Origin of the sequence: Azospirillum rugosum, from assembly GCF_017876155.1 — a bacterium.
Taxonomy (GTDB): Bacteria; Pseudomonadota; Alphaproteobacteria; order Azospirillales; family Azospirillaceae; genus Azospirillum; species Azospirillum rugosum.
Genome location: NZ_JAGINP010000018.1, coordinates 1 through 20,304 on the forward strand (window position 1 = coordinate 1; position 20,304 = coordinate 20,304).

The 20,304-nt window shown below is 70.3% G+C and carries 18 protein-coding genes and 3 tRNA genes; 11 read left to right on the plus strand and 10 right to left on the minus strand.

The window, feature by feature from the left end:
• The 3 genes from J2851_RS22650 to J2851_RS22660 all read right to left on the minus strand — a co-directional run.
• The coding region (locus tag J2851_RS22650; RefSeq protein WP_132295269.1) for a GTP-binding protein at positions 1-113 on the minus strand (113 nt) is incomplete at its 3' end.
• Positions 114-193: 80 nt separating this feature from the next.
• Positions 194-267, minus strand: a tRNA-Gly gene (locus tag J2851_RS22655).
• Between the two features lie 64 nt (positions 268-331).
• Positions 332-417, minus strand: a tRNA-Tyr gene (locus tag J2851_RS22660).
• A 144-nt stretch (positions 418-561) separates the two neighbouring features.
• Here J2851_RS22660 and rlmB point away from each other — a divergent pair.
• A complete protein-coding gene (gene rlmB, locus J2851_RS22665; RefSeq protein ID WP_209769081.1) occupies positions 562-1,446 on the plus strand; it encodes a 23S rRNA (guanosine(2251)-2'-O)-methyltransferase RlmB in 885 nt (294 codons plus the stop codon).
• A 24-nt stretch (positions 1,447-1,470) separates the two neighbouring features.
• Here the strand turns inward: rlmB and J2851_RS22670 are convergent, their stop codons facing one another.
• A complete protein-coding gene (locus J2851_RS22670; RefSeq protein ID WP_209769082.1) occupies positions 1,471-3,441 on the minus strand; it encodes a bifunctional 2',3'-cyclic-nucleotide 2'-phosphodiesterase/3'-nucleotidase in 1,971 nt (656 codons plus the stop codon).
• Between the two features lie 209 nt (positions 3,442-3,650).
• On the opposite strand from J2851_RS22670, the gene J2851_RS22675 reads away from it, so the two are divergent.
• From J2851_RS22675 to J2851_RS22685, 3 genes are all read left to right on the plus strand, one after another.
• A tRNA-Thr gene (locus J2851_RS22675) sits at positions 3,651-3,726 on the plus strand.
• Positions 3,727-3,811: 85 nt separating this feature from the next.
• A complete protein-coding gene (locus J2851_RS22680) occupies positions 3,812-4,264 on the plus strand; it encodes a hemerythrin family protein (RefSeq protein ID WP_209769083.1) in 453 nt (150 codons plus the stop codon).
• Positions 4,265-4,353: 89 nt separating this feature from the next.
• The gene (locus J2851_RS22685; RefSeq protein ID WP_209769084.1) at positions 4,354-4,638 is read left to right on the plus strand and encodes a hypothetical protein; all 285 of its coding nucleotides are present in this window, start codon (positions 4,354-4,356) and stop codon (positions 4,636-4,638) included.
• Between the two features lie 81 nt (positions 4,639-4,719).
• On the opposite strand, the gene J2851_RS22690 is transcribed toward J2851_RS22685, so the two are convergent.
• Together J2851_RS22690 and J2851_RS22695 are read right to left on the minus strand one after the other, a co-directional pair.
• Positions 4,720-5,289, minus strand: coding sequence for a polysaccharide biosynthesis/export family protein (locus J2851_RS22690; RefSeq protein WP_209769085.1), 570 nt, complete (start codon positions 5,287-5,289; stop codon positions 4,720-4,722).
• Between the two features lie 240 nt (positions 5,290-5,529).
• Positions 5,530-6,822, minus strand: a complete 1,293-nt coding sequence (locus J2851_RS22695) for an outer membrane beta-barrel protein (RefSeq protein WP_209769086.1) — start codon at positions 6,820-6,822, stop codon at positions 5,530-5,532.
• Positions 6,823-7,685: 863 nt separating this feature from the next.
• Here J2851_RS22695 and J2851_RS22700 point away from each other — a divergent pair.
• From J2851_RS22700 to J2851_RS22720, 5 genes are all read left to right on the plus strand, one after another.
• Positions 7,686-8,126 (plus strand): MarR family winged helix-turn-helix transcriptional regulator, encoded by a 441-nt coding sequence (locus J2851_RS22700; RefSeq protein WP_209769087.1) that lies wholly within the window; start codon positions 7,686-7,688, stop codon positions 8,124-8,126.
• A gap of 206 nt (positions 8,127-8,332) precedes the next feature.
• Positions 8,333-9,562, plus strand: coding sequence for an ABC transporter substrate-binding protein (locus tag J2851_RS22705; RefSeq protein WP_209769088.1), 1,230 nt, complete (start codon positions 8,333-8,335; stop codon positions 9,560-9,562).
• Positions 9,563-9,706: 144 nt separating this feature from the next.
• Positions 9,707-11,548 carry an ABC transporter permease gene (locus J2851_RS22710; protein ID WP_209769089.1) on the plus strand — a complete coding sequence of 614 codons (1,842 nt, stop codon included), beginning with the start codon at positions 9,707-9,709 and terminating at the stop codon, positions 11,546-11,548.
• Complete coding sequence (locus tag J2851_RS22715; protein ID WP_209769090.1) at positions 11,545-12,303, plus strand: ABC transporter ATP-binding protein; 759 nt, start codon at positions 11,545-11,547, stop codon at positions 12,301-12,303. Before J2851_RS22710 ends, J2851_RS22715 begins: the two co-directional genes overlap by 4 nt.
• Positions 12,300-13,016, plus strand: a complete 717-nt coding sequence (locus J2851_RS22720; RefSeq protein WP_209769091.1) for an ABC transporter ATP-binding protein — start codon at positions 12,300-12,302, stop codon at positions 13,014-13,016. Before J2851_RS22715 ends, J2851_RS22720 begins: the two co-directional genes overlap by 4 nt.
• 104 nt (positions 13,017-13,120) lie before the next feature.
• On the opposite strand, the gene J2851_RS22725 is transcribed toward J2851_RS22720, so the two are convergent.
• Both J2851_RS22725 and otsB read right to left on the minus strand, forming a co-directional pair.
• A complete protein-coding gene (locus J2851_RS22725) occupies positions 13,121-13,381 on the minus strand; it encodes a hypothetical protein (RefSeq protein ID WP_246500856.1) in 261 nt (86 codons plus the stop codon).
• Positions 13,382-13,460: 79 nt separating this feature from the next.
• Positions 13,461-14,285, minus strand: a complete 825-nt coding sequence (gene otsB / locus J2851_RS22730) for a trehalose-phosphatase (protein ID WP_246500857.1) — start codon at positions 14,283-14,285, stop codon at positions 13,461-13,463.
• A 457-nt stretch (positions 14,286-14,742) separates the two neighbouring features.
• Between otsB and nagA the strand changes: the two genes are divergently transcribed.
• Positions 14,743-15,885, plus strand: a complete 1,143-nt coding sequence (gene nagA / locus J2851_RS22735; RefSeq protein WP_246500858.1) for an N-acetylglucosamine-6-phosphate deacetylase — start codon at positions 14,743-14,745, stop codon at positions 15,883-15,885.
• Between the two features lie 249 nt (positions 15,886-16,134).
• On the opposite strand, the gene J2851_RS35915 is transcribed toward nagA, so the two are convergent.
• Together J2851_RS35915 and J2851_RS22745 are read right to left on the minus strand one after the other, a co-directional pair.
• Positions 16,135-16,338: a hypothetical protein gene (locus tag J2851_RS35915; protein ID WP_246500859.1), complete on the minus strand. Its 204-nt coding sequence runs from the start codon at positions 16,336-16,338 to the stop codon at positions 16,135-16,137.
• 195 nt (positions 16,339-16,533) lie between these two features.
• Positions 16,534-17,472: an ROK family protein gene (locus J2851_RS22745; RefSeq protein WP_209769095.1), complete on the minus strand. Its 939-nt coding sequence runs from the start codon at positions 17,470-17,472 to the stop codon at positions 16,534-16,536.
• 199 nt (positions 17,473-17,671) lie between these two features.
• Here J2851_RS22745 and J2851_RS22750 point away from each other — a divergent pair, with 199 nt between their 5' ends.
• Positions 17,672-20,221: an ankyrin repeat domain-containing protein gene (locus tag J2851_RS22750; protein WP_209769097.1), complete on the plus strand. Its 2,550-nt coding sequence runs from the start codon at positions 17,672-17,674 to the stop codon at positions 20,219-20,221.
• Positions 20,222-20,304 lie beyond the last annotated feature (83 nt).

Genomic DNA, 20,304 nt, shown 5'->3' on the forward strand with positions numbered 1-20,304 from the left:
TCGGCCAGCACCTTCGTGATCGCCGCCGTCAGCGACGTCTTGCCGTGGTCGACGTGGCCGATCGTGCCAATGTTGCAGTGCGGCTTGTTCCGCTCAAACTTTGCCTTCGCCATCGCTTTGGTCTTTCGTTCCCGACGTTCCGGACGCACACAATGGCCCGGCCGAGATCGATGTTTCCCTAAGCGCGCGGGATTGGAGCGGGTGAGGGGAATCGAACCCCCGTCGTAAGCTTGGAAGGCTTCTGCTCTACCATTGAGCTACACCCGCCTGCCGAGCCCCGCCCGGCGCTTGCGACCGGGAAATGCGATCACGGACAAGCCGTGGACGGTAGTGGTGGAAGGGGCTGGATTCGAACCAGCGTACGCGTACGCGGGCAGATTTACAGTCTGCTGCCTTTAACCACTCGGCCACCCTTCCTCAGTCCGCTGCGGGACGTGCCCGCCGCGGAGTTCGGCACTATGAGAATTTTTCGGGCCTTGTCAACACGTCTGAAGCGGTCCAAACCAGAAATGTGAAAATTAGCCCGTTGGGGCTGCGCCCCACCCTCTTCCGCCGGACACCATGACCCGCAAGACCAAGCCCCTCCCCCCGACCGGCCGAGCCGACACGCGCCCGGAGTCCGCCCCCAGGAACAACGCCGAGAACCGTCAGGAAGGGCGTCCGGGCGGGCGCTCCCAGGGCGGCCGCCATCAGGGCGGGCGCGGCGCCCAGGGCGTGCTGCTCTACGGCCTGCACCCCGTCAGCGCGGCCCTGCTGAACCCGGAACGGCGCGTGCACCGCCTGATGGCGACGGAGTCGGGCCGCACCGCGCTGGAGCCCGTGCTGGCCCAGGCCAAGGCCCGCGGGCTCGCCCTGCCCGGCCTGATGCCGGCCGACCGCACGGACCTCGACCGCATGCTGCCTCCGGGCGCGGTGCACCAGGGCGTGGCGCTCGACGTGGCGCCCCTGCCGGAGGTCGGGATCGAGGACATCTGCGCGGAGGCCGACTCGGACCACTCGGCCCTCGTGGTGGTCCTGGACCAGGTGACCGACCCGCACAACGTCGGCGCCATCCTGCGCTCCGCCTCGGCCTTCGGGGCCAAGGCGGTGGTGGTGACGGAGCGGCACGCGCCGGAGACCACCGGCGTGCTCGCCAAGAGCGCGTCGGGTGCCCTGGAGGCGGTGCCGCTGGTCCGCGTGACCAATCTCGCCCGCGCGCTGGCCGACCTTCAGCAGGCCGGTTTCTGGACGGTGGGCCTTGCCGAGTCGGGGGACAAGACGCTCGCCCAGTGCAACCTGACGGGCCGCACCGCGCTGGTCCTTGGCGCCGAGGGCAGCGGGCTGCGCCGGCTGACCATGGAGCGGTGCGACCTGATCGCGCGGCTGCCCACCCAGGGGCCGGTCGGCAGCCTGAACGTCTCCAACGCCGCGGCGGTGGCCCTGTACGAGGTGGCGCGGCTGCGCTGAGGCCGCCGCGCCCTCCCCTGCCCCCTATTGGCCGAGCTTGATCGCGTACTTGGCGAAGCCGTTCGCGGCCTCGCCGGCCGCGACGATCCGCCCGTCGGCCGGCAGCACGTCCTTGGCCTTCGGCGACGACTCGAAAGTGACCAGCGGGTTGCCGTCCAGCCGGGCGAAGGTCCAGTTGCCGTCGGACGACGGGTTGATGGTCTTCTGGTCGTAGATGTAGCTGATCAGCGCGGTGCGGTTCTCGTCCGGCGCCTCGATGGCGATGGTCTTGCCGTCGAGCGCCGGGAACTTGCCGCCACCGCCGGCACGGTAGTTGTTGGTCGCCACCAGGAACTTCCGTGCCTCGTCGATGGGCTTGCCCTGGTAGGCCAGGTTCTTGATCCGGTGCGCGTCGGGGTGCACCACCTTGCCGTCCATGTCGTAGCGCCAGGGCTGGCTGAGGTCGATCTCGTAGGTCACGCCGTCGATGACGTCGAAGTTGAAGGAGGGGAAGCCGGCGTTCAGCAGCGGCTGCTCCTCCGTCTTCTTCGGGTCGATGGTGTTGAACATGCCGGACGACATCTCCAGCCACTCCCGCACCTCGTCGCCGGTCACCACGACGGCGCGCAGCGTGTTGGGGTAGAGGTAGAGGTCGGCGGCGTTGCGGATGGCGATCGGCCCGGCCGGCACGTCGGTGTAGTAGTCGGCGCCGCCGCGCCCGCCCGCCTTGAAGGGCGCGCCGGCCGACAGGATCGGCAGCGTCTCCAGGTCCGTGCCCTTCACCAGCCGCTGCAGGTACCAGGCCTGCGCGTTGGTGACGATCTGGATGGACGGGTCGTCCTGCACCAGCGCGAAATAGCTCTGGATGCGCGCGGTGGTCTCGCCGACCGGCTTGCGGACGTAGGCCAGCGTCTCCTCATGGATCGCCTTGGCGCCCTGCTCCACCTCCGGGTCCGAGTCGACCAGCGCGACGCGCTGCTTGTCCTTCAGCTCGGAGATCGGGCGGGTCGCCGTCTGGGCGTCCGCGACCTTCCACCGGCCGCCGTCCTTTTCCAGCACGAGGTCGACGACGCCCAGGTGGCTGCCCCAGAAGCCGGGCATGACCACCGGCTTGCCGTTCACCGTGCCCTTCGCGATGTCGGCGCCGGGCAGCTTGGCGTAGATCGGGCCGGGGAAGACGTTGTGCTGGTGCCCGGTCAGCAGGGCGTCCAGCCCCTCCACCTGCGTCAGGTGGTAGGCGGCGTTCTCCTCGCCCTCCTGGGGCGGCTCGGCCGACAGGCCGCTGTGGGCCAGCGCCACGACGAGGTCGGCGCCCTCCGCGCGCATCCGCGGGATCAGCGCCTTCGCCGTCGCCACGATGTCGTGGGCCACCGCCTTGCCCTGCAGGTTGCTCTTGTCCCAGTTGACGATCTGCGGCGGGGCGAAGCCGATGACGCCGACCTTCAGCGCCTGCTCCTTCCCGGCCTCGTCGGTGACCTTGGTCTCGATGATCCGGTACTGCTCGAAATAGGGCTTGTCGTTGGACGGGTCCGAATCGCCGTCCGCGTGGAAGACGTTGGCCGAGAAGATGGGGAAAGCGGCGCCGGCCATCACCGTCGCCAGGAAGTCGAGCCCGTAGTTGAACTCGTGGTTGCCCAGCGTGCCGGCCGTGGTGCCCAGCTGGTTCAGCGCCTTGTAGACCGGGTGCACCTCGCCCGGCTTCAGCCCCTTCTCCCGCGCCACATAGTCGCCCAGCGGGTTGCCCTGGATCGTGTCGCCATCGTCGAACAGCAGCGTGTTCTTCGCCTCCGCACGCGCCTTGCGGATCAGCGTCGCGGTGCGCGCCAAGCCCTGCGAGGGGTCTTCCTTGTCGCTGTAGTAGTTGTACGGGAAGATCGAGTCGTGCAGGTCGCTCGTCTCCAGGATCCGCAGCTTCACCGTGCTTTCGGCGGCCAGCGCCGAACCGGCGAGCGTCGGCGCGGTCAGGGCCGTGGACGCGGCGAGCGCCAGCGCGAACAAGGCGGATGTGGGCTTCATGACGTCTCCCGGTGGTGGCGTTTGCGGTGCGCCGGTGTGTTGTCTGCTGCGGTCTCCGGGGGCTCCTCCCCAGCGGAAAACTGTCACCCAACGGAGACTGCCCCGCAACCGATCCGTCGTCGCCCCCGCCCTTGTGCCGGCAAATGCGGAGCTGATGCTTGTCCCCGGCGGCGCGGGACGCTAAGTTATGCGCCCGCCGCGAGCGGAGCGCCGGTTTAGCTCAGTTGGTAGAGCAGCGGTTTTGTAAACCGAAGGTCGCGGGTTCGAGCCCTGCAACCGGCACCATCCCCCGAAGGACGTCCCAACGGACCGGCTCCGCGCCCGGGATGCGCTCCTTGCCAAGGCTGTGGGGCCAGGGGGTGTGGACAGCATGACGCACGCCGTTTCCGGATACACGCTGCAGGCCACCGGCTCCGACGCCATCGACGCGGAGCACGGCGCGATCATGGACATCCTGGAGTCCCTGACCCGCGGCGGCCCGGTCGACACCGCGGGGCTGGTCGCCCTGCGCACGGAGCTGGCCCACCATTTCGACACCGAGTCGGCGGAGATGGCCGTCCTGCCGCCCGACCGGCGGGAGCAGCACGAGCACGCGCACCGCAGCTTCCTCGCCACCGTCGATTCGCTGGCCGAAACGGCGCGGAACGGCGGAACCGTCAGCGGCGACGAGGTGAACCGGCTGATGCTGTGGTTCATCGTTCATTCCAACACCGCCGACACGGAGCTGGTGGAGACCGCCCGGCGGGCCGCCGAACCGCCGCCGATGATCGACATGGCGGACTGGCTAGCCTCGCTCGACGATCCCGATCTGCGGGACGCCTGACCCGGCCCGGAACTGGTCATGGCCCGGAACCCGTTGCGCCCCCGCCCGGTTGGTACGGGATGCATCCGACACCAGACCGAGGTTCCCGCATGGCCGAGTCGCCCCCGGACCGTTCCAAAAACCCGCCGACCATGGCGGCGCAGCGCCTGCGCGACGCCACCGACAAGGGGCTGACCGGAGACAAGGTCCCAGCCGCCGATCCCGCGGCCTCGCCGCTCGGCACAGACGACGAAGCCGCGGGCACGCGCCCGCCGCCCGAGATCGCCACCGACATGGAGGTGCCGAAGGACCAGCGCACCCCGTCCGGCCACGCCAAGGGCGCCGACGCCTTCATGACCGGCGACTACCGCGGCCGGGACAAGCGGAACGAATAGCCGCGGCCCACAAACGAAAAAACCCTCTCCCCGGGTGGGGAGAGGGAGGCGTCGTTCCGCTGCTGCCGGCGGATGGAGGACTCAGAAATACCGTTCCGGCACGCGCAGCACGTCGTCCGGCATCACCTGCGTGGTGATCGGAGCCCGGCGCAGTTCCTTCTTCGGGTCGGCGCCGCGGGTGATCAGCACGTAGTCTTCCTTGGCGCGGTAGGTGTAGCCGCCGGCCATGGCGACCGCGGCCATCGCGGTCATCCCGTTCACGTACTGGTACTGGCCGGGGTTGCGCACCTCGCCCAGGATGAAGAAGGGACGGTGGTTCAGGACCTCGACGCTGACCTTGGCGTCCTTGACGTAGCCCTGCGACAGGCGCCTGGCGATGTCGGACTCCAGTTCGCGGGTCGTGTGGTTCTTGGCCGGCACCTCGCCGATCAGCGGCATGGCCACCTTGCCGGAGCCGTCGACGCGGAACTCGCCGGACAGCTGCTCCTCGCCGAAGACGATGACGCGCAGCGCGTCGCCGGAGCCCAGACGGTAGTCCGTCATCTGGCCGACATCGGCCGTCTCAAGGGGCGCATTCACACCGGAGCAGGCGGCCATGGCGACCGCGATCGCGGTCAACCCGAGCGCGCGGAACACGTGACGTCGTTTCATCCCTTACCCTTCCCTGGCTCGTGGGGACAACGGGGCGGGCCTGTCCTGGTGGACAGTCCGGCCCCTTTGCGGTCTCGGAGGGAGACTAGCAACTCGCACGCGCTTGGGAAAAAGTGGAGAGGAAGTAACGCCAACGGAGGAAAAGGAATCGCGCCTCTGCATATGCCGGAATACTAAAAGGGCGTCAGCCGGTCGGCCAACGCCCTTTTCGCAAGTCTCGCCTAAGTCCAGGCCGGCGGGTTACAACTGGGCGCCGACGCGGAGATAGACCAGGTTGTCCGAGTAATCGAAGCCGCTGAGGTTCGAGCTACGCTTTTCGTAAGTGTAGCCGCCGTTCAGGTACAGATAGCGGTTCAGCTGGTAGCTGGCGCCGGCGCCGGCCGTGTAGACGTTGTCGGTGCGGTCCACGCCGTTGAAGTCGTCCTGGCGATACTGCAGGCGGGCGTTCAGCAGCAGCGTGCGCAGAAGCTCGTGGTCCGCGCCCAGCGCGAAGACGGTGCGGTTGTAGCTCGACGCCTGCTGGACGCCACGGGTGAAGGTCGTCTCGCGGACCTGGCGGCTGAGGGAGGCGGTGACCGTGGTCAGCTGGGTGACCGTCCAGTTCAGCCGGCCGCCGATGGCCAGGCCGCTGAAGTCCTTCAGCGACGGGTCGTCGTACTTCTTGCTCAGGTAGCCGGCGTAGATCTCGCCGGTGATCAGGCCCGTCAGGTCGTTCGACAGACCGGCGACCACCTCGTAACCGTCCGAGTCGCGGTTGATGCCGCCGAAATCGGGGCTCAGCCGGTAGCGGGTCCAGGAGTAGGTGCCCTGGACGAAGGCCTCGTAGCCCTCGATGAACTCATAGCCCACGCGGCCGGTGGTGGCGTAGTCCCAGCGGTCGCGGTCCTCCTGCGACTCCGTCACGCCGTTGGTCAGCTTCGCGTCCTCGTAGGAGGTGTAGTGCGCGAGGCCCGACAGACGGAAGCGCAGGCGGTTGAAGCGCTGGTTGAAGGCGGCGTCGGCGCCGGTGGTGTAGTAGTTCACCGGCTCCGCGAAGCGCGAGGTGCCCGGCGAGGTCTGGATGTCCGGGTCGGACCGGCCTTCGTGGTCGCGGCGGTTGAAGATCAGGCCGCTGATCGAGGAATCGCGGGTGATGTCGTACCGCCCGTCCGCCTGGACGCGGTAGTCCTGATAATTCTCGCTGCTGTAGTCGAAGTAGTTGCCGAAGCTGCCGCCGGCCGAGAAGTTCAGCGCGTGATTGTTGAAGTCCGAACGGACGTCGACGCGCGGCTGGGTGACCCAGATCGCGTCGCTCTTGGTGTTGTTTTCCGTCGCGAAGACGTTGCTTTCATAGGTCACGCCGGTTTCCAGGCGCGGCAGGACGCGGAACGAACCGAGGCGGATGCCGAGCTGTTCGACCTCCGGCCGGCGGCGCTCCAGCACGGTCTCGCCGCGCTGCAGTTCCTGGGCGTTCGCGGGCTTGGACGCCGGCAGCGTCGTCAGGACGGTCGACGCGAGGGCGAGGGCGAGGAAGGACAGGGAACTGGGCTTCATGGGTCACCGCGCTAGGCTGAAATCAGTGGCACGTATCGGACGGGCGGCCGAATGGCCGGGCTATTCTGCAATCGCCGCTCCGGCAGAAGCGGTCAGTCGCTGCAAAGACAACTCATACCGTGATGTCAATGCAACAGTGAAGCTGACGGCGTGCGGTTTTTGCGCGTTTGTGTGCTGTTGGCGCAACAAGACTTGCGTCAGACGCGCGGACTATTGCTTTGCATGCCAACGCTTACATCGAACGTCATACGACTGGGCGCGGCGCGCGGTGGGGAACCGTCCCGGCGCCCGCCCGTTCAGCAGGGGATCAGTCCGCAGAACAGGAGACAGGCCACGATGACGAAGCGGATCGACACGCCCCCGCCGCCCAAGTCGCCCATCCACCCCAGCGACGACCGTATGCCCCCCTACACGCCCGGCAGCGTGCCCCCGCCCGAAGGGGACGTCCCGCGGTCGGACCGTGAAAAGACTCCGCCGCCCAATACATACCCGCCTAAGCAGAATCCCTAATTGAAATCCGGTCAACCGGCTTGGTAAGACCAGCCTAGGGCGCTCGACCGAAGAGACCGTCGCAAGGTCACACCGGCGACTGTTTGGACCCTACACCGTATTTTGGTAACGAATGCTTTAGGTTATTAAAAGGTGAATAATCCAGGACTGTGGCCCTATGCCGCAGAAACAAACGTTGCCCGTCAAAAATTGCGTACATAGGCTTCTCTGCGGAGCACGCACGCATTTGGCATACATTTGAGGTTTTCCCTCGAATCGACGCCTTGGTCCGAAAAGACACCCGCACGCGCCGCTCCGCAGCCCCTCCGCTGGTCCCGCTCCACGGGACGGCCATGCAAAGCTCGTGTGCGCACATGGATCACATCGCCCAAACGACGCCTGACGAATATTTGCTCACCGAACAGGTGCACTATCGCCTTCGCCGGGCTCATCAGCGCGCGTCCTCCATCTTCATGGACGTCATCGGCGACGCGCAGCTCACCCCGACCCAGTGGGCGGCCCTGGTGACGCTGCGGACCGAAGGCGCGCTGTCGCAGAACCAGCTCGGGCGCTTCACCTTCATGGATCCGGCGACCACCCAGGGCGTCATCCTGCGCCTTGTGGAGCGCAACCTGGTGGAGCGTCACCCCGATCCGCAGGATCGTCGGCGCACCAGCGTGCGCCTGACGCGCTCCGGGCAAACGCTTGTCGGCACGCTGCTCGCCAACGCGATGCAGGCGCATTTCCGGACGCTGGAGCCGCTGTCGGCGGACGAGCAGGCGACCTTCCTGTCGCTCCTGTCCCGGCTGATGTGACGCCTGCGCGGCGGTCGGACGGTCGACCCCGGACGGAGCGACCGACGATGGCGCGACGCAACGGAACGGTGACTTTTGCGGTGGGTTTGCTATGAACGCAGCCATCGCGTTCACGCGGCCACCGCGGTGGGTCTCCCTCGCAGGGGTTTCCGTTGCACAGGGTTGCGCCGCCGAATCCGCCAACCGCGCCGGGGTATCGCAGGACCATGAACCGCCGCCACACCCTTCTGCTTCTGGGCGCCGCCGCCCTTTTCGCCGTCGCCCAGCCCGCCGCTTCCTACGCCCAGACATCAGGCCCGGCATCCGGTGAGCCGATTCGCGTCGGCGAGGTGAACAGCTACACCGGCCTGCCGGCCTTCACCATTCCCTACCGCCAGGGCTGGCAGCTCGCGGTGGAGGAGGTGAACGCCGCCGGCGGCCTGCTCGGCGGCCGCAAGCTGGAGGTCGTCTCCCGCGATGACGCCGGCAAGCCCGACGACGCCGTCCGCGTCGCGCAGGAGCTGATCAGCAACGAGAAGGTCGCGCTGCTGGCCGGCACCTACTTCTCGCACGTCGGGCTGGCAGTCGCGGATTTCGCGGCGCGCAACAAGGTCCCCTTCGTGGCGGCGGAGCCGCTGACCGACGCCATCACCTGGACCAAGGGCAACCGCTACACCTTCCGCCTGCGCCCCAGCACCTACATGCAGGCCGCCATGCTGGTGGAGGAGGCGGCCAAGCTGCCGGCCAAGCGCTGGGCCACCGTGGCGCCCAACTACGAATACGGCCAGTCGGCGGTCTCCTGGTTCAAGCAGCTCCTCCGGGAAAAGCGCCCGGATGTGGAGTTCGTGGCGGAGCAATGGCCGGTCCAGGGCAAGCTGGAGGCCGGGCCGACGGTGCAGGCGCTGGCCGCCGCCAAGCCGGACGCGATCTTCAACGTCACCTTCGGCGCCGACCTCGCCAAGTTCGTGCGCGAGGGCGAGGGCCGCGGCCTGTTCCGCAACCGCCCCGTGGTCAGCCTGCTGACCGGCGAGCCGGAGTATCTGGAGCCGATGAAGGACGAGGCGCCGGAGGGATGGATCGTCACCGGCTACCCCTGGGAGCAGATCGACACGCCGGAGCACAAGGCCTTCCGGGACGCCTACCAGGCCCGCTTCAAGGAGCCGCCGCGCCAGGGCTCGGTCGTCGGCTACGCCACCTTCAAGGCGATCGCCGCCGCCGTCGCCAAGGCGGGCTCCACGGATCCGGAGAAGGTCGTGGACGCGCTGTCCGGCCTCCAGGTGACCAGCCCCTTCGGCCCGGTGACCTTCCGCGCGCTCGACCACCAGGCGACCATGGGCGCCTATGTCGGCAAGACGACCGTCAAGGACGGCCACGGCACCATGAAGGACTGGCGCTACGCCGACGGCGCCAACTATCTCCCCTCCGACGAGGCCGTGGCCAAGCTGCGGGCTGAGTGAGTGGAGAAGTCCTGGCGTTGGGCCCCCACCCTAACCCTCCCCCACTGACGCGGGGGAGGGAATATCTCCTCCCCCCGCGAAGTGGGGGGAGGTTGGGAGGGGGGCCCAACGCGAGCACGCCCCCAACCATGGCGCGGCCCTGACATGTCCTTCTACTTCGTCCAGTTCCTGAGCGGCCTTGCGGCGGCGGCGACGCTGTTCCTGGTGTCGTCGGGGCTGACCATCGTGTTCGGCGTGACGCGGATCGTGAATTTCGCGCACGGCTCCTTCTACATGCTCGGCGCCTACATGGGCTGGAGCCTGATCGAGCGCTGGGGCACCACGCCGCTGGGCTTCTGGGGCGGCGTCGCGCTCGCCTCCCTCGCGGTCGGGCTGCTCGGCGCGCTGATGGAGGTTGGGCTGCTGCGCCGGCTCTACCGCTCGCCGGAGCTGTTCCAGCTGCTCGCCACCTTCGGCGTCGTGCTGGTGGTGCAGGACGTGGCATCCGCCGCCTGGGGGGCGGAGGACCTGCTCGGCCGCCGCGCGCCGGGGCTGAAGGGCTCCGTCGACATCCTGGACCAGCCCTTCCCGCTCTACGACCTCGTGCTGATCGGCCTCGGCCCGGTCGTGCTGGGCCTGCTGTGGCTGCTGTTCAACCGCACGCGCTGGGGCACGCTGGTGCGCGCCGCGACGCAGGACCGGGAGATGGCCGCCGCACTCGGCGTCGATCCCGCCCGGCTGTTCACCGGCGTGCTGTTCCTGGGCTCGGCGCTGGCCGGGCTTGGCGGCGCGCTCCAGGTCCCGCGGGAAGCGGTGACCCTGCACATGGACATGGCCATCGTGGTGGAGGCCTTCGTCGTCGTCGTGGTCGGCGGCATGGGCAGCCTGACCGGGGCCTTCGTGGCCTCCCTGCTGATCGGGCAACTGCAGGCCTTCGGCATCCTGGTCTTCCCGCAGATCACCCTGGTGCTGGTCTTCCTGTTCATGGCGGTGGTGCTGGTGATCCGTCCCTACGGCCTGCTCGGCCGGGCGGAGGACGCGCCGCCGACCGCGGCCAGCCCGGGGCCGCCGCTGGTCCTCGCCGCCGGGCTCGGCCGCTGGGCGCCCGCCCTGCTGTTGGCCGTGCTGGCGCTGGTGCCGCTGGTCGCCGGCGACTACGCGCTGATCGTGCTGACGGAGGTGGTGATCCTGGCGCTGGTGGCGGCCAGCCTGCACCTGCTGATCGGGCTCGGCGGGCTGGTGTCCTTCGGGCACGCCGCCTATTTCGGGCTGGGCGCCTACGGGGCCGCGCTGATGGTCAAGCATCTGGCCGCGCCGATGCCGCTGGCCCTGGCCGCCGCCCCCCTGCTGGCCGGCGTGGGCGCTTTGATCGCCGGCTGGTTCTGCGTGCGGCGGTCGGGCCTCTATTTCGCCATGCTGACCCTGGCCTTCGCGCAGATCGCCTGGTCGGTGGTCTTCCAGTGGTACGGGGTGACGGGCGGTGACAACGGCATCCTCGGCGTCTGGCCGCCGGGCTGGGCGTCGGGCAAGGCGGCCTATTACTGGCTGACCCTGGCGCTGGCCGGCGGCGCGCTGCTCCTGCTGCGCCGCGCCGCCTTCGCCCCCTTCGGCTACACGCTGCGCGCCGGCCGCGACTCGGCGCTGCGGGCGGAGGCGGTGGGCATCGACGTGCGCCGGCACCAGTGGCTGGCCTTCGCGCTGGCCGGCTCCGCCGCCGGGCTGGCCGGCGGGCTCTATGCCTTTGCCAAGGGCAGCGTCTTCCCCACCCTGATGGCCGTCCCGGTGTCGGTGGACGCGCTGGTGATGGTGCTGATGGGCGGCATCCAGACGCTGAGCGGCCCGGTGGTCGGTGCCGCCGTCTTCCACCTGCTGGAGACACAGGCGATGAGCCTGACCGACTGGTGGCGCCTCGGCCTCGGCCTGATCATCGTGGTGCTGGTGCTGGCCTTCCCCAAGGGCATCGCCGGCTTCGCCCGCGACCTCTGGCTGCGGAGGGCGGAACGGTGAGCCGCCCCCAAAATTCCAAGCTGGTGGTCGAGAACCTGCAACGCGCCTTCGGCGGGGTGAAGGCGGTGCGCGGCGTGTCCTTCTCGCTCGCCGCGGGGGAGGTGCTGGCGCTGATCGGCCCGAACGGGGCCGGGAAGAGCACCTGCTTCAACCTGCTGAACGGGCAGCTCCGCCCCGACGCCGGCACGGTGCGGCTGGACGGGGTGGATCTGGTCGGGCTGCCGCCGCGCAAGATCTGGCGGCTGGGCGTCGGGCGCACATTCCAGATCACCGCCACCTTCGCCTCCATGACGGTGGCGGAGAACGTGCAGATGGTCTTCCTGTCGCGCGCCCGCCGCCTGCTCGGCCTGTGGACGCCCGCCGCCGGGGCCTTCCGCGACGAGGCCCAATCCCTGCTGGAACGAGTCGGCATGGGCGCGCAGGCCGACCGTCCCTGCGGCGTGCTGGCCTACGGCGACCTGAAGCGGGTGGAGCTGGCCATGGCGCTGGCCGGCGATCCGAAGATCCTGCTGATGGACGAGCCCACCGCCGGCATGGCGCCGGGGGAGCGGCAGGACCTGATGGCCCTGACCTCCTCCCTGGTGCGGGAGCGCGGGCTCGCCGTGCTGTTCACGGAGCACGACATGGACGTCGTCTTCGGCCACGCCACGCGCATCATCGTGCTCGACCGCGGCCAGCTGATCGCGGAAGGGCCGCCGGATGCCGTGCGCGCCGACCCGCGCGTGCAGGCCGTCTATCTGGGGAGTCCCGCATGACCGCCGCCCCCCTGCTGACGGTTGGGAATCTCCAGGCCTGGTACGGCCGCGCGCACATCCTGATGGGGGTGGACCTCCAGGTCGGCCGCGGCGAGGTGGTGGCCCTGATGGGCCGCAACGGCGCCGGCAAGACCACGACCATGAAGGCGGTCATGGGGCTGCTGGACGCCCGCACGGGTTCGGTCGGTTTCGACGGGCGCGACGTCTCCGCCCTGCCCCCGCACCGGATTGCCCGGCTCGGCCTCGGCTACGTGCCGGAGGACCGGCGGGTCTTCACCGACCTGACCGTGGAGGAAAACCTGGAGGTCGGCCGCCAGCCGCCCCGCGCCGGCGCCCCCGCCTGGACGCCGGAGCGGCTCTACGCCCTGTTCCCCAACCTCGCGGAGATGTGCGGCCGCCGCGGCGGCCGGATGAGCGGCGGCGAGCAGCAGATGCTGACTCTGGCGCGCACGCTGATGGGCAACCCGTCGCTGCTGCTCCTCGACGAGCCGTCGGAGGGGCTGGCCCCGCGCATCGTGCAGCAGATGGCCGACGCCGTCCGCGCCCTGAAGGCGGAGGGTCTGTCGATCCTGCTGTCGGAACAGAACCTTGCCTTCGCCGGCGCCGTCGCCGACCGCGCCTGCGTCATCGAGAAGGGCCGAATCCGCTTCGACGGCCCCATGCGGACCCTGCTGGACGACGAGGAGGCCCGCCGCGCCTATCTGGCTGTTTAATCTGGCGGTCTCGTAGGTTGGGTGGAGCGCCAGCGCAACCCAACACACTGTGCACAGCGACGATGTTGGGTTGCGCTGGCGCTCCACCCAACCTACGGGCGCGCTTATGCCAAAATGTCCAACACCCGCTTGGTGTTGTCGTCGGCGGCCTGCATGACCTTGACGTTGGCGGCGAAATCGACCTGCGCGCTGCTGAGGCTGACGACGACCGCCGGGTCGATGTTGCCGGCGGCAAGCTGCGTCCCGGCGTCCTCGGCGCGGGCCTGCGCGCCTTGCAGGCCGGCCAGGGCGGAGGCCTGCGGCTCCGGCAGATTCGGCAGTGGCATGTTTGTAAGGGAGGGCGCACCGATCGCGCTGATGCCCATGGCGGGGAACTCCTCTGGCTCAATCGCCGAGACTAAGCCGGAACCCATGACGCGTCGATGAATTTCCCGCGCCCCGCCGTCAGGAATCGGCGAGCCAGTCCGTCAGCCGTTCCAGGAAGGCGGCGGCCTCCGCCGGGTCCTTCAGGCTCCAGGCCGCCGCGGTGGCGCCCGGCGGGTCCATGACGCGGATGCCGATGCCGTGCCCGCGCTCGGCCAGCGAGCGGAAGGCGTCCTCGTCCGTCTCGTCGTCGCCCAGATAGAGCGGCGCGGTCCCCTCCCCCGCCAAGCCCAGCGTGTCGAGCAGGGCCAGCACCGCCCGCCCCTTGTCCCAGGGGATGTTGGGCCGCAGCTCGTGGATTTCCTTGCCGCCGGTCACGCGCAGCTGCGGATGGGCGGCGGCGACCGTGCGCACCGACTCCGCGACGGCGGACTTGTCCGGCTGGGCGACCCGGCGGGTGTGGACCGCGATGGCGAAGCGCTTGCGCTCGACCAGCACACCTTCGACGTCCGACAGCCCGTCCTTCAGCGCGGCCTCGGCGCTGTCCAGGTCGGCCAGATACTCCACGCCGATCTGGGTGCGCAGGCCGGGGCCGCGGATGTCGAAGCCGTGGCTGCCGGCGTAGACCAGCTCCTCCAGCCCCACATGGCGGGCGACGTCGTCCAGGTCGCGCCCGCTGACCACGGCGACCGGGCAGAGGCTGGCGAGCCGGCGGATGGTGGCCCGCACCTCCTCGCCCAGCAGGGCGAGGTCGGGACGCTCCACGATCGGGGTCAGGGTGCCGTCGTAATCCAGGAACACCGCCGGCTGCCGGCCGTCGAGCGCCGCGGCGAACGAGTCGAACCCGTTCAGCGCCGAAGGCTTCGCGGTCCCGCCGGGGGAATCGTCGGACGTCGGTTGGGTCAAGGCTGCCTTCTCCCTTTTCATCACCCACGTGGTGACAAACAACGGCGGGGAAAAGGCCTTGGGTCCGTGCGACGTCCGCAGGGAGGGGTCGGTTCGGCGCAGCGGAGCCATGTGGCAACCGCGCAACACCCTCTCCGGAAAAAGCTTCGGCCCCGCGAGGGGGCCGGCGCTTGGGGTTTGCACCCACGTAAGAACTTGTTAATTTTGCAGCGCAGCAAGCGATTGCTGCTTCGCCCTTCTTGGGCGTTTCCTCCCTAAACTCAGGCCGCTGCGTGCAGCGGCCTTTTTTCTGCCAGAAACCCATCCCCTCTGGCAATCCCTATCAAACGGCATACTCCAACAATTCCAACGGAGTAACCACATGAACTTTGTGGTTACAGGCGCGCATCCGACGCTTGCGCCGGTGCCGACAAGGCGCTTTCCTGTCGCCGCAACGCGCGCCAGCGGGGACAAGTCCTTGAAAGCATTGATCAACGCCACGATCCACACCGGCGATGCCGTGCACGACGGGGCCGCCCTGCTGATCGACGGGCCGCTCATCGCCGGGGTCGTGGCGCGCGACGCGTTGCCCGCCGGGGCGGAGGTGCAGGATCTGGGGGGTGGCCTTCTGGCGCCCGGCTTCATCGACCTCCAGGTCAACGGCGGCGGCGGGGCGCTGTTCAACGACACGCCCGACGTCGCGACGCTGCGGCGAATCGCGGAGGCCCATCGCCGATTCGGCACCACGGGCCTGCTTCCGACCTTCATCACCGACGACGCGGCCAAGCGCGCCGAGGCCGTCGCGGCGGTCCGCACCGCCATGGATGAGGGGGTGCCGGGTGTGCTGGGCATCCATCTGGAAGGCCCGCACATCGCGGTGGAGCGCCGCGGCGTGCACGACGCCCGCTTCATCCGCGCGCCGGACGACGCCGACCGCGCCCTGCTCGACTCACTGGCCGACCTCCCCGCCCTGGTCACCCTGGCGCCGGAGGTGGTGCCGCACGCCACCATCCGCGCGCTGGCCGCGGCCGGGGTCCGCGTCGCCGCCGGGCACAGCGCGGCGAGCTGGGCGCAGGCCAGGGACGGCTTTGCCGCCGGCATCACCGGCGTCACTCACCTGTTCAACGCCATGAGCCAACTCGGCTCCCGCGAGCCCGGCCTGGTCGGCGCGGCGCTGGCGGACGACGCGGTCTGGTGCGGAATCATCGTCGACGGGCACCATGTCCACGACGCCTCGGTCCGGCTGGCCTGGAAGGCGAAGGCGCCCGGCCGCCTGTTCCTGGTCACCGACGCCATGCCGCCGGTCGGGGCGCCGCCGGGGGAAGGCTTCCGCCTCTACGGGGAGGCCATCCAGGTGGCGGACGGGCGCTGCGTCACCGCGGACGGCACGCTGGCCGGCTCGGCCCTGGACATGGCGACGGCGGTGCGCAACGCGGTGCGGCGCGTGGGCATCCCGCTGGACGAGGCCCTGCGCATGGCCGCCGCCTACCCCGCCGACGTCATGGGCATGGCTGCGACACGGGGCCGCATCCGGCCGGGGCTCGCCGCCGATCTCGTGCATCTGGACGCGGATCTGACGGTGCGGGCGACCTGGATCGGCGGCGCCATGGCGGTGCCCTGAACGGAAACCCGAACAGAAACCCTGCACGCCCGCGCGAATCTGTCGTATAGAGACGCCAAACCTGGATCGAGGAGACTCCCATGGACATCGCCCTGATGGTCGCCGCCGTCGTGTTCTTCTTCTGGCAGACCATTTCCGAGTGATCGGGCGCCGGACGCACCCTCGACCGGGCGTGCGCAGGCATCGGTGAATGAGAAAGGGCGGCTCCGCAGGAAGCCGCCCTTTTTCCATTGCGGACCGCTATACCGGTCAGGTCGGCAGGGCGGCGGCGTCGCGCTCCGGACGGTCGAGCCGCGCATGGGCCGAGGCGACCAGCCGCAGAGTCTCCATGATGGACCCGATGGCCTCGTGCAGGTCGGCCTGTCCATCCGCGGTCGGCATCGCCGCGACCACCGATTCCAGCTCTTCCGCCGCGTCCTGCAGGCGGGCGCAGGCCTGCTCCAGGTGCCGCATGGTCGCAGCGCCGTTTGCAACACGCACAGGCGTCGCGCCTGCCATACCCTGATATGCATTTCGGTTTGCAAAATGCAGCGCTGTCGGGTTGGCGGCGGCACGAGAACCAGCTTTTCTGCGAAACATGGGGCAGCTCCCTTTCGTTCGCTCCTAACGGAGCAAGAGTCGCGCCAAATCACAGCAATTTTGTTTCGATTATGAATGGGTCGGCCACAGCCACGCCGCGCCGCGCACGCCGCTGTCCGCGCCGTGCCGCGCGCGGACGAAGCGGGTGCGCGGCGCCGGGCTCAGCGCCCAGCGTCCCCACAGGGCCGGCACGCTCTCATACAGCCCCGGCAGGCCCGACAACCCGCCGCCCACCACGATCGCGTCGGGATCGAGCAGGTTGATCACCGCGGCCAGCGCGCGGGCCAGCGCGTCGGCGTGGTGGCGGAGCGTCCCCAGGGCCGCCGCGTCGCCGGCCGCCGCGCGCGCTGCGATCTCCGGTGGTTCGATCGCCTCCCCGGTCCGCCGCGCGTGCAGCCGGGCGAGGCCGGACCCGGACAGCAACGTCTCCACGCAGCCGCTCCGGCCGCAGCCGCAGGGCTCCGGCGGGCCGTCCTCCGGCGTGCGCCAGGGCAGCGGCGTGTGGCCCCATTCGCCGGCCAGCGCGTTGGCGCCCGGCAGGATGCGCCGGTCGACCACGATGCCGCCGCCGACGCCCGTGCCCAGGATGATCCCGAACACGACGGAGGCACCGGCCGCGGCGCCGTCCACCGCTTCGGACAGGACGAAGGTGTTGGCGTCGTTGGCGATCCGCACCGGCCGGCCGAGCGCCCGCGCCGCGTCCTCCGCGAAGGGCCGCCCCTCCAGCCAGGGCAGGTTCACCGCCCGCACCGTCCCGGCGGCGCTGTCCACGACTCCCGGCAACCCGATGCCGACGGTGGCCCCCGCCATCTCCACCCTGGAGCCGGCTTGGCTCTCCAGCGCCCCGACGGCCTGCGCCAGCGCGGCGAGCGTGGCGTCATAGGCGCGCGGCGTGTCGGCGCGGTGCCGCGCCAGTTCCCGCCCGTCGGCGTCCAGCAGCGTGGCTGAGATCTTCGTCCCGCCGAGGTCGACACCGATGCGCGCGGGGGTCCCAGAGGCAGCGTCCATGGCAGCGTCCATGATGGGATCGGTTCTGGTGGAAAAGGAGGCAACCCTATACCGCCCCGCCGGCACCCGACCAGCCCCGACGCCGCTCCACCCTCTCCAAAAGAGGGGACGGCACCGCCCCTTTGCACCGTCGCAGGACGCGGGCGCGTCACTAGAGTCAGGATACATGTTTCATTCATTATGGATTGCGCGCGCCCCCATGGACCGAACCGCTCCGAAAGCCACGCCGTCCTCCACGCCGCAGCTGGGCACGCCCTCCCAGGCCGGGCGCCTGCGGCCCGACCAGATGGAGGTCTTCGACGGCCTTCTGCTGGCGCTTCTGGCGCGAAAGCGTCTGCTGCTTCTGGTGGGAGATGCCGGCTCCGGCCGTGCCGCGGTGTTCCGGCAATTGGTGGAGCAGGTCGAGTCCGACGGCGCCCTGGTGCTTCCGGTGTCGGCCAGCCCGGGCGCGCAGGTGGAGGATCTCGTCGGCTCCGCCGGCGACGCGGTGCTGCCGTCGGACAATGGCGAGCGCGATTTCGACACGCTGATCGAGGAGTTGGAGGAGCGGCTGGACCTCGCCGGGGCCGGGCTGCTGGCGGTGGAGAACGCCGGCGTCCTGACGCCGCCGGTTCTGGGCGACCTGATCGACCTGACCCGGTCGGAAACGGCCGGCGGGCGCTTCCTGCAGGTCCTGCTGTGCGGCACGCCGGAGATGGAGCGCTCTCTGGCCCGCCCGGGCCTTGCCGAGGCCGTGCGCGAGCTTGGCGTCATCTACCGCATGACCCCGGGCGCCGGCCCGTCGGTCACGCCGTCGGCCCAGCCCCCGGGCATGGGCAATGGGATCGGCGCCCCCGCCGCCATGCGGCCGATCGGCCCGCCCCCGCAACCGGCGCCCCCGCAACCGGCGCCCCAGGAACCGCCCCGCGAACCGACCCGCCGCGAGCTGCGCGCGCCCGCACCGGCGCCCGAGCGCATCAACGACCCGCGCGTGAACGACCCGCGCACCGCCGACCCGCGCACCGCCGACCCGCGCACCAACGACTGGCCGGCCAACGACTGGGACGCGCCGGACGGCTGGACCATTCCGGAGGCCGGCTCCCCCCTCGCCTCCGACATGCCGGTGGCGCCGCCGCGGCGGCGTCACGCCGCGCTGGCCGGTGCGGCGATCACCACGCTGATCCTGCTGGGCGCCGCCGGCGCCGCGGTGACGCTGGCGGTGCCCGGCGCCTCGCCGGAGAAAGCCCTGGACGCCGCCCGGCAGGGCTGGACCGACCTGCGCGCCTTCGTCACGGAGCATGTCGGCAACCCGCTGTCCGACACCGGCACGACCACGGCTACCCGCGATCCCGCCCGTGATCCCGCCCGTGATCCCGATGCGGTCGCCCTCGCCCGCGTGCAGAATCCCGCGACGGCGCCCGACAACCGGACGGTTCCGGCGAAGGGAAATGCTCCGGTCCGCTCCGACGCGCCGTCCGCCGCCCTGCCGCCCGGCATGGCCTCCGGAACGGGATCCCAGGTCGCGGCGCTCGACCCGGCAAGCGTTGCTCCGTCCCACAGCGCCCCGCCGCCGGTCGCCAAGCCGGAGCTGCCGCCGCTGGCCCCGACCATCACGGCGCCGCGGGTGCTGCCCCCGCCCAGCGACCCGCTGTCGGCGGAGCCTCCTCCGCCGAAGCCGCGCGCCGACCAGGGCGAAGGGCCGACGTCCGGCTCCGCGACCCTGCCGCCGCTGGTGGACGAGGGGCCGTCCGCCGCCGCGACCCAGGGCGCGGCCCCGGCGCCGGCCGCCCCCCTGCCGACGGACGGTGACGCCGGGCTGACCCAGCGCGTGCGCGGCCTCGTCGACCAGGCGCGCCGGCAGATCATCGCCAAGCGGCTGACCACCCCGCCGGGCGACAATGCCTACGAGACCGTGTCCCGCCTGCGCGAGGTCGCCCCCACCACGCCGGAGATCGGCGAGCTTCTGGGGACCATGGAGGAGACCTACCGCCGCTGGGCCGCCATGGCCGAGCGCGACAACGACTTCGATGAGGCCAAGCGCTTCTACGAGCGCGCGCTGATCGTGGCGCCGAGCAACGGCGACCTGCGCGAGCGCATCAAGGCCGCCAGCGAACACCGCGTCAGCCCGGCCGTACCCGCCGCTCCGGCCACCGCGACGGCGGGCGCCCCCACGACCACCACGGTCGCCAACCAGCCGCCCAGCCTGGACAGCCGCGACTCCGCCCTGTCCCTGCTGCGTCGGCCGGACGAGCTGAAGCGCCTGCTGGACGGCGGCGCCGACGCGAACAAGCGCGTGGACAACGGCAAGACCCTGCTGATGCTGGCCTCTGAACAGGGGCTGGCCGACGCGGTGAAGGTTCTGGTGGACCACCGCGCCCGCACGGAGCTGCGCACCGCCGACGGCGCCACCGCCGTGATGTACGCCGCCTGGGGCGGGCATGAGGCCGTCGTGCAGGCGCTGGCCGCCGCCGGGGCGGAGCTGGACGCCACCAACGACGATGGCAAGACCGCGCTGATGGCGGCCTCGGCCCGCGGCCACATGGGCGTGGTGCGCGCCCTGCTCGACCGCGGCATCGCGGTGGACCGCGTGGCGAGCCACGGCTGGTCGGCCCTGATGTACGCCGCCAACAACGGCCACGACCGCGTCGCCAAGCTGCTGGTGGAGCGCGGCGCCAACCCCTTCCGCATGGACACCGCCGGCAACTCCGCCCTCACGCTGGGCGCCCTGCAGGGCCACATGCAGGTGGTGGAAGCGCTGAAGCCGCGGTGAGTGCGGTCCACCGGGTCACAACAACCACTTCACGGATTTCGCGGATTTGGCCGCGGATGACACGGATTGATTTTTACTTGCCC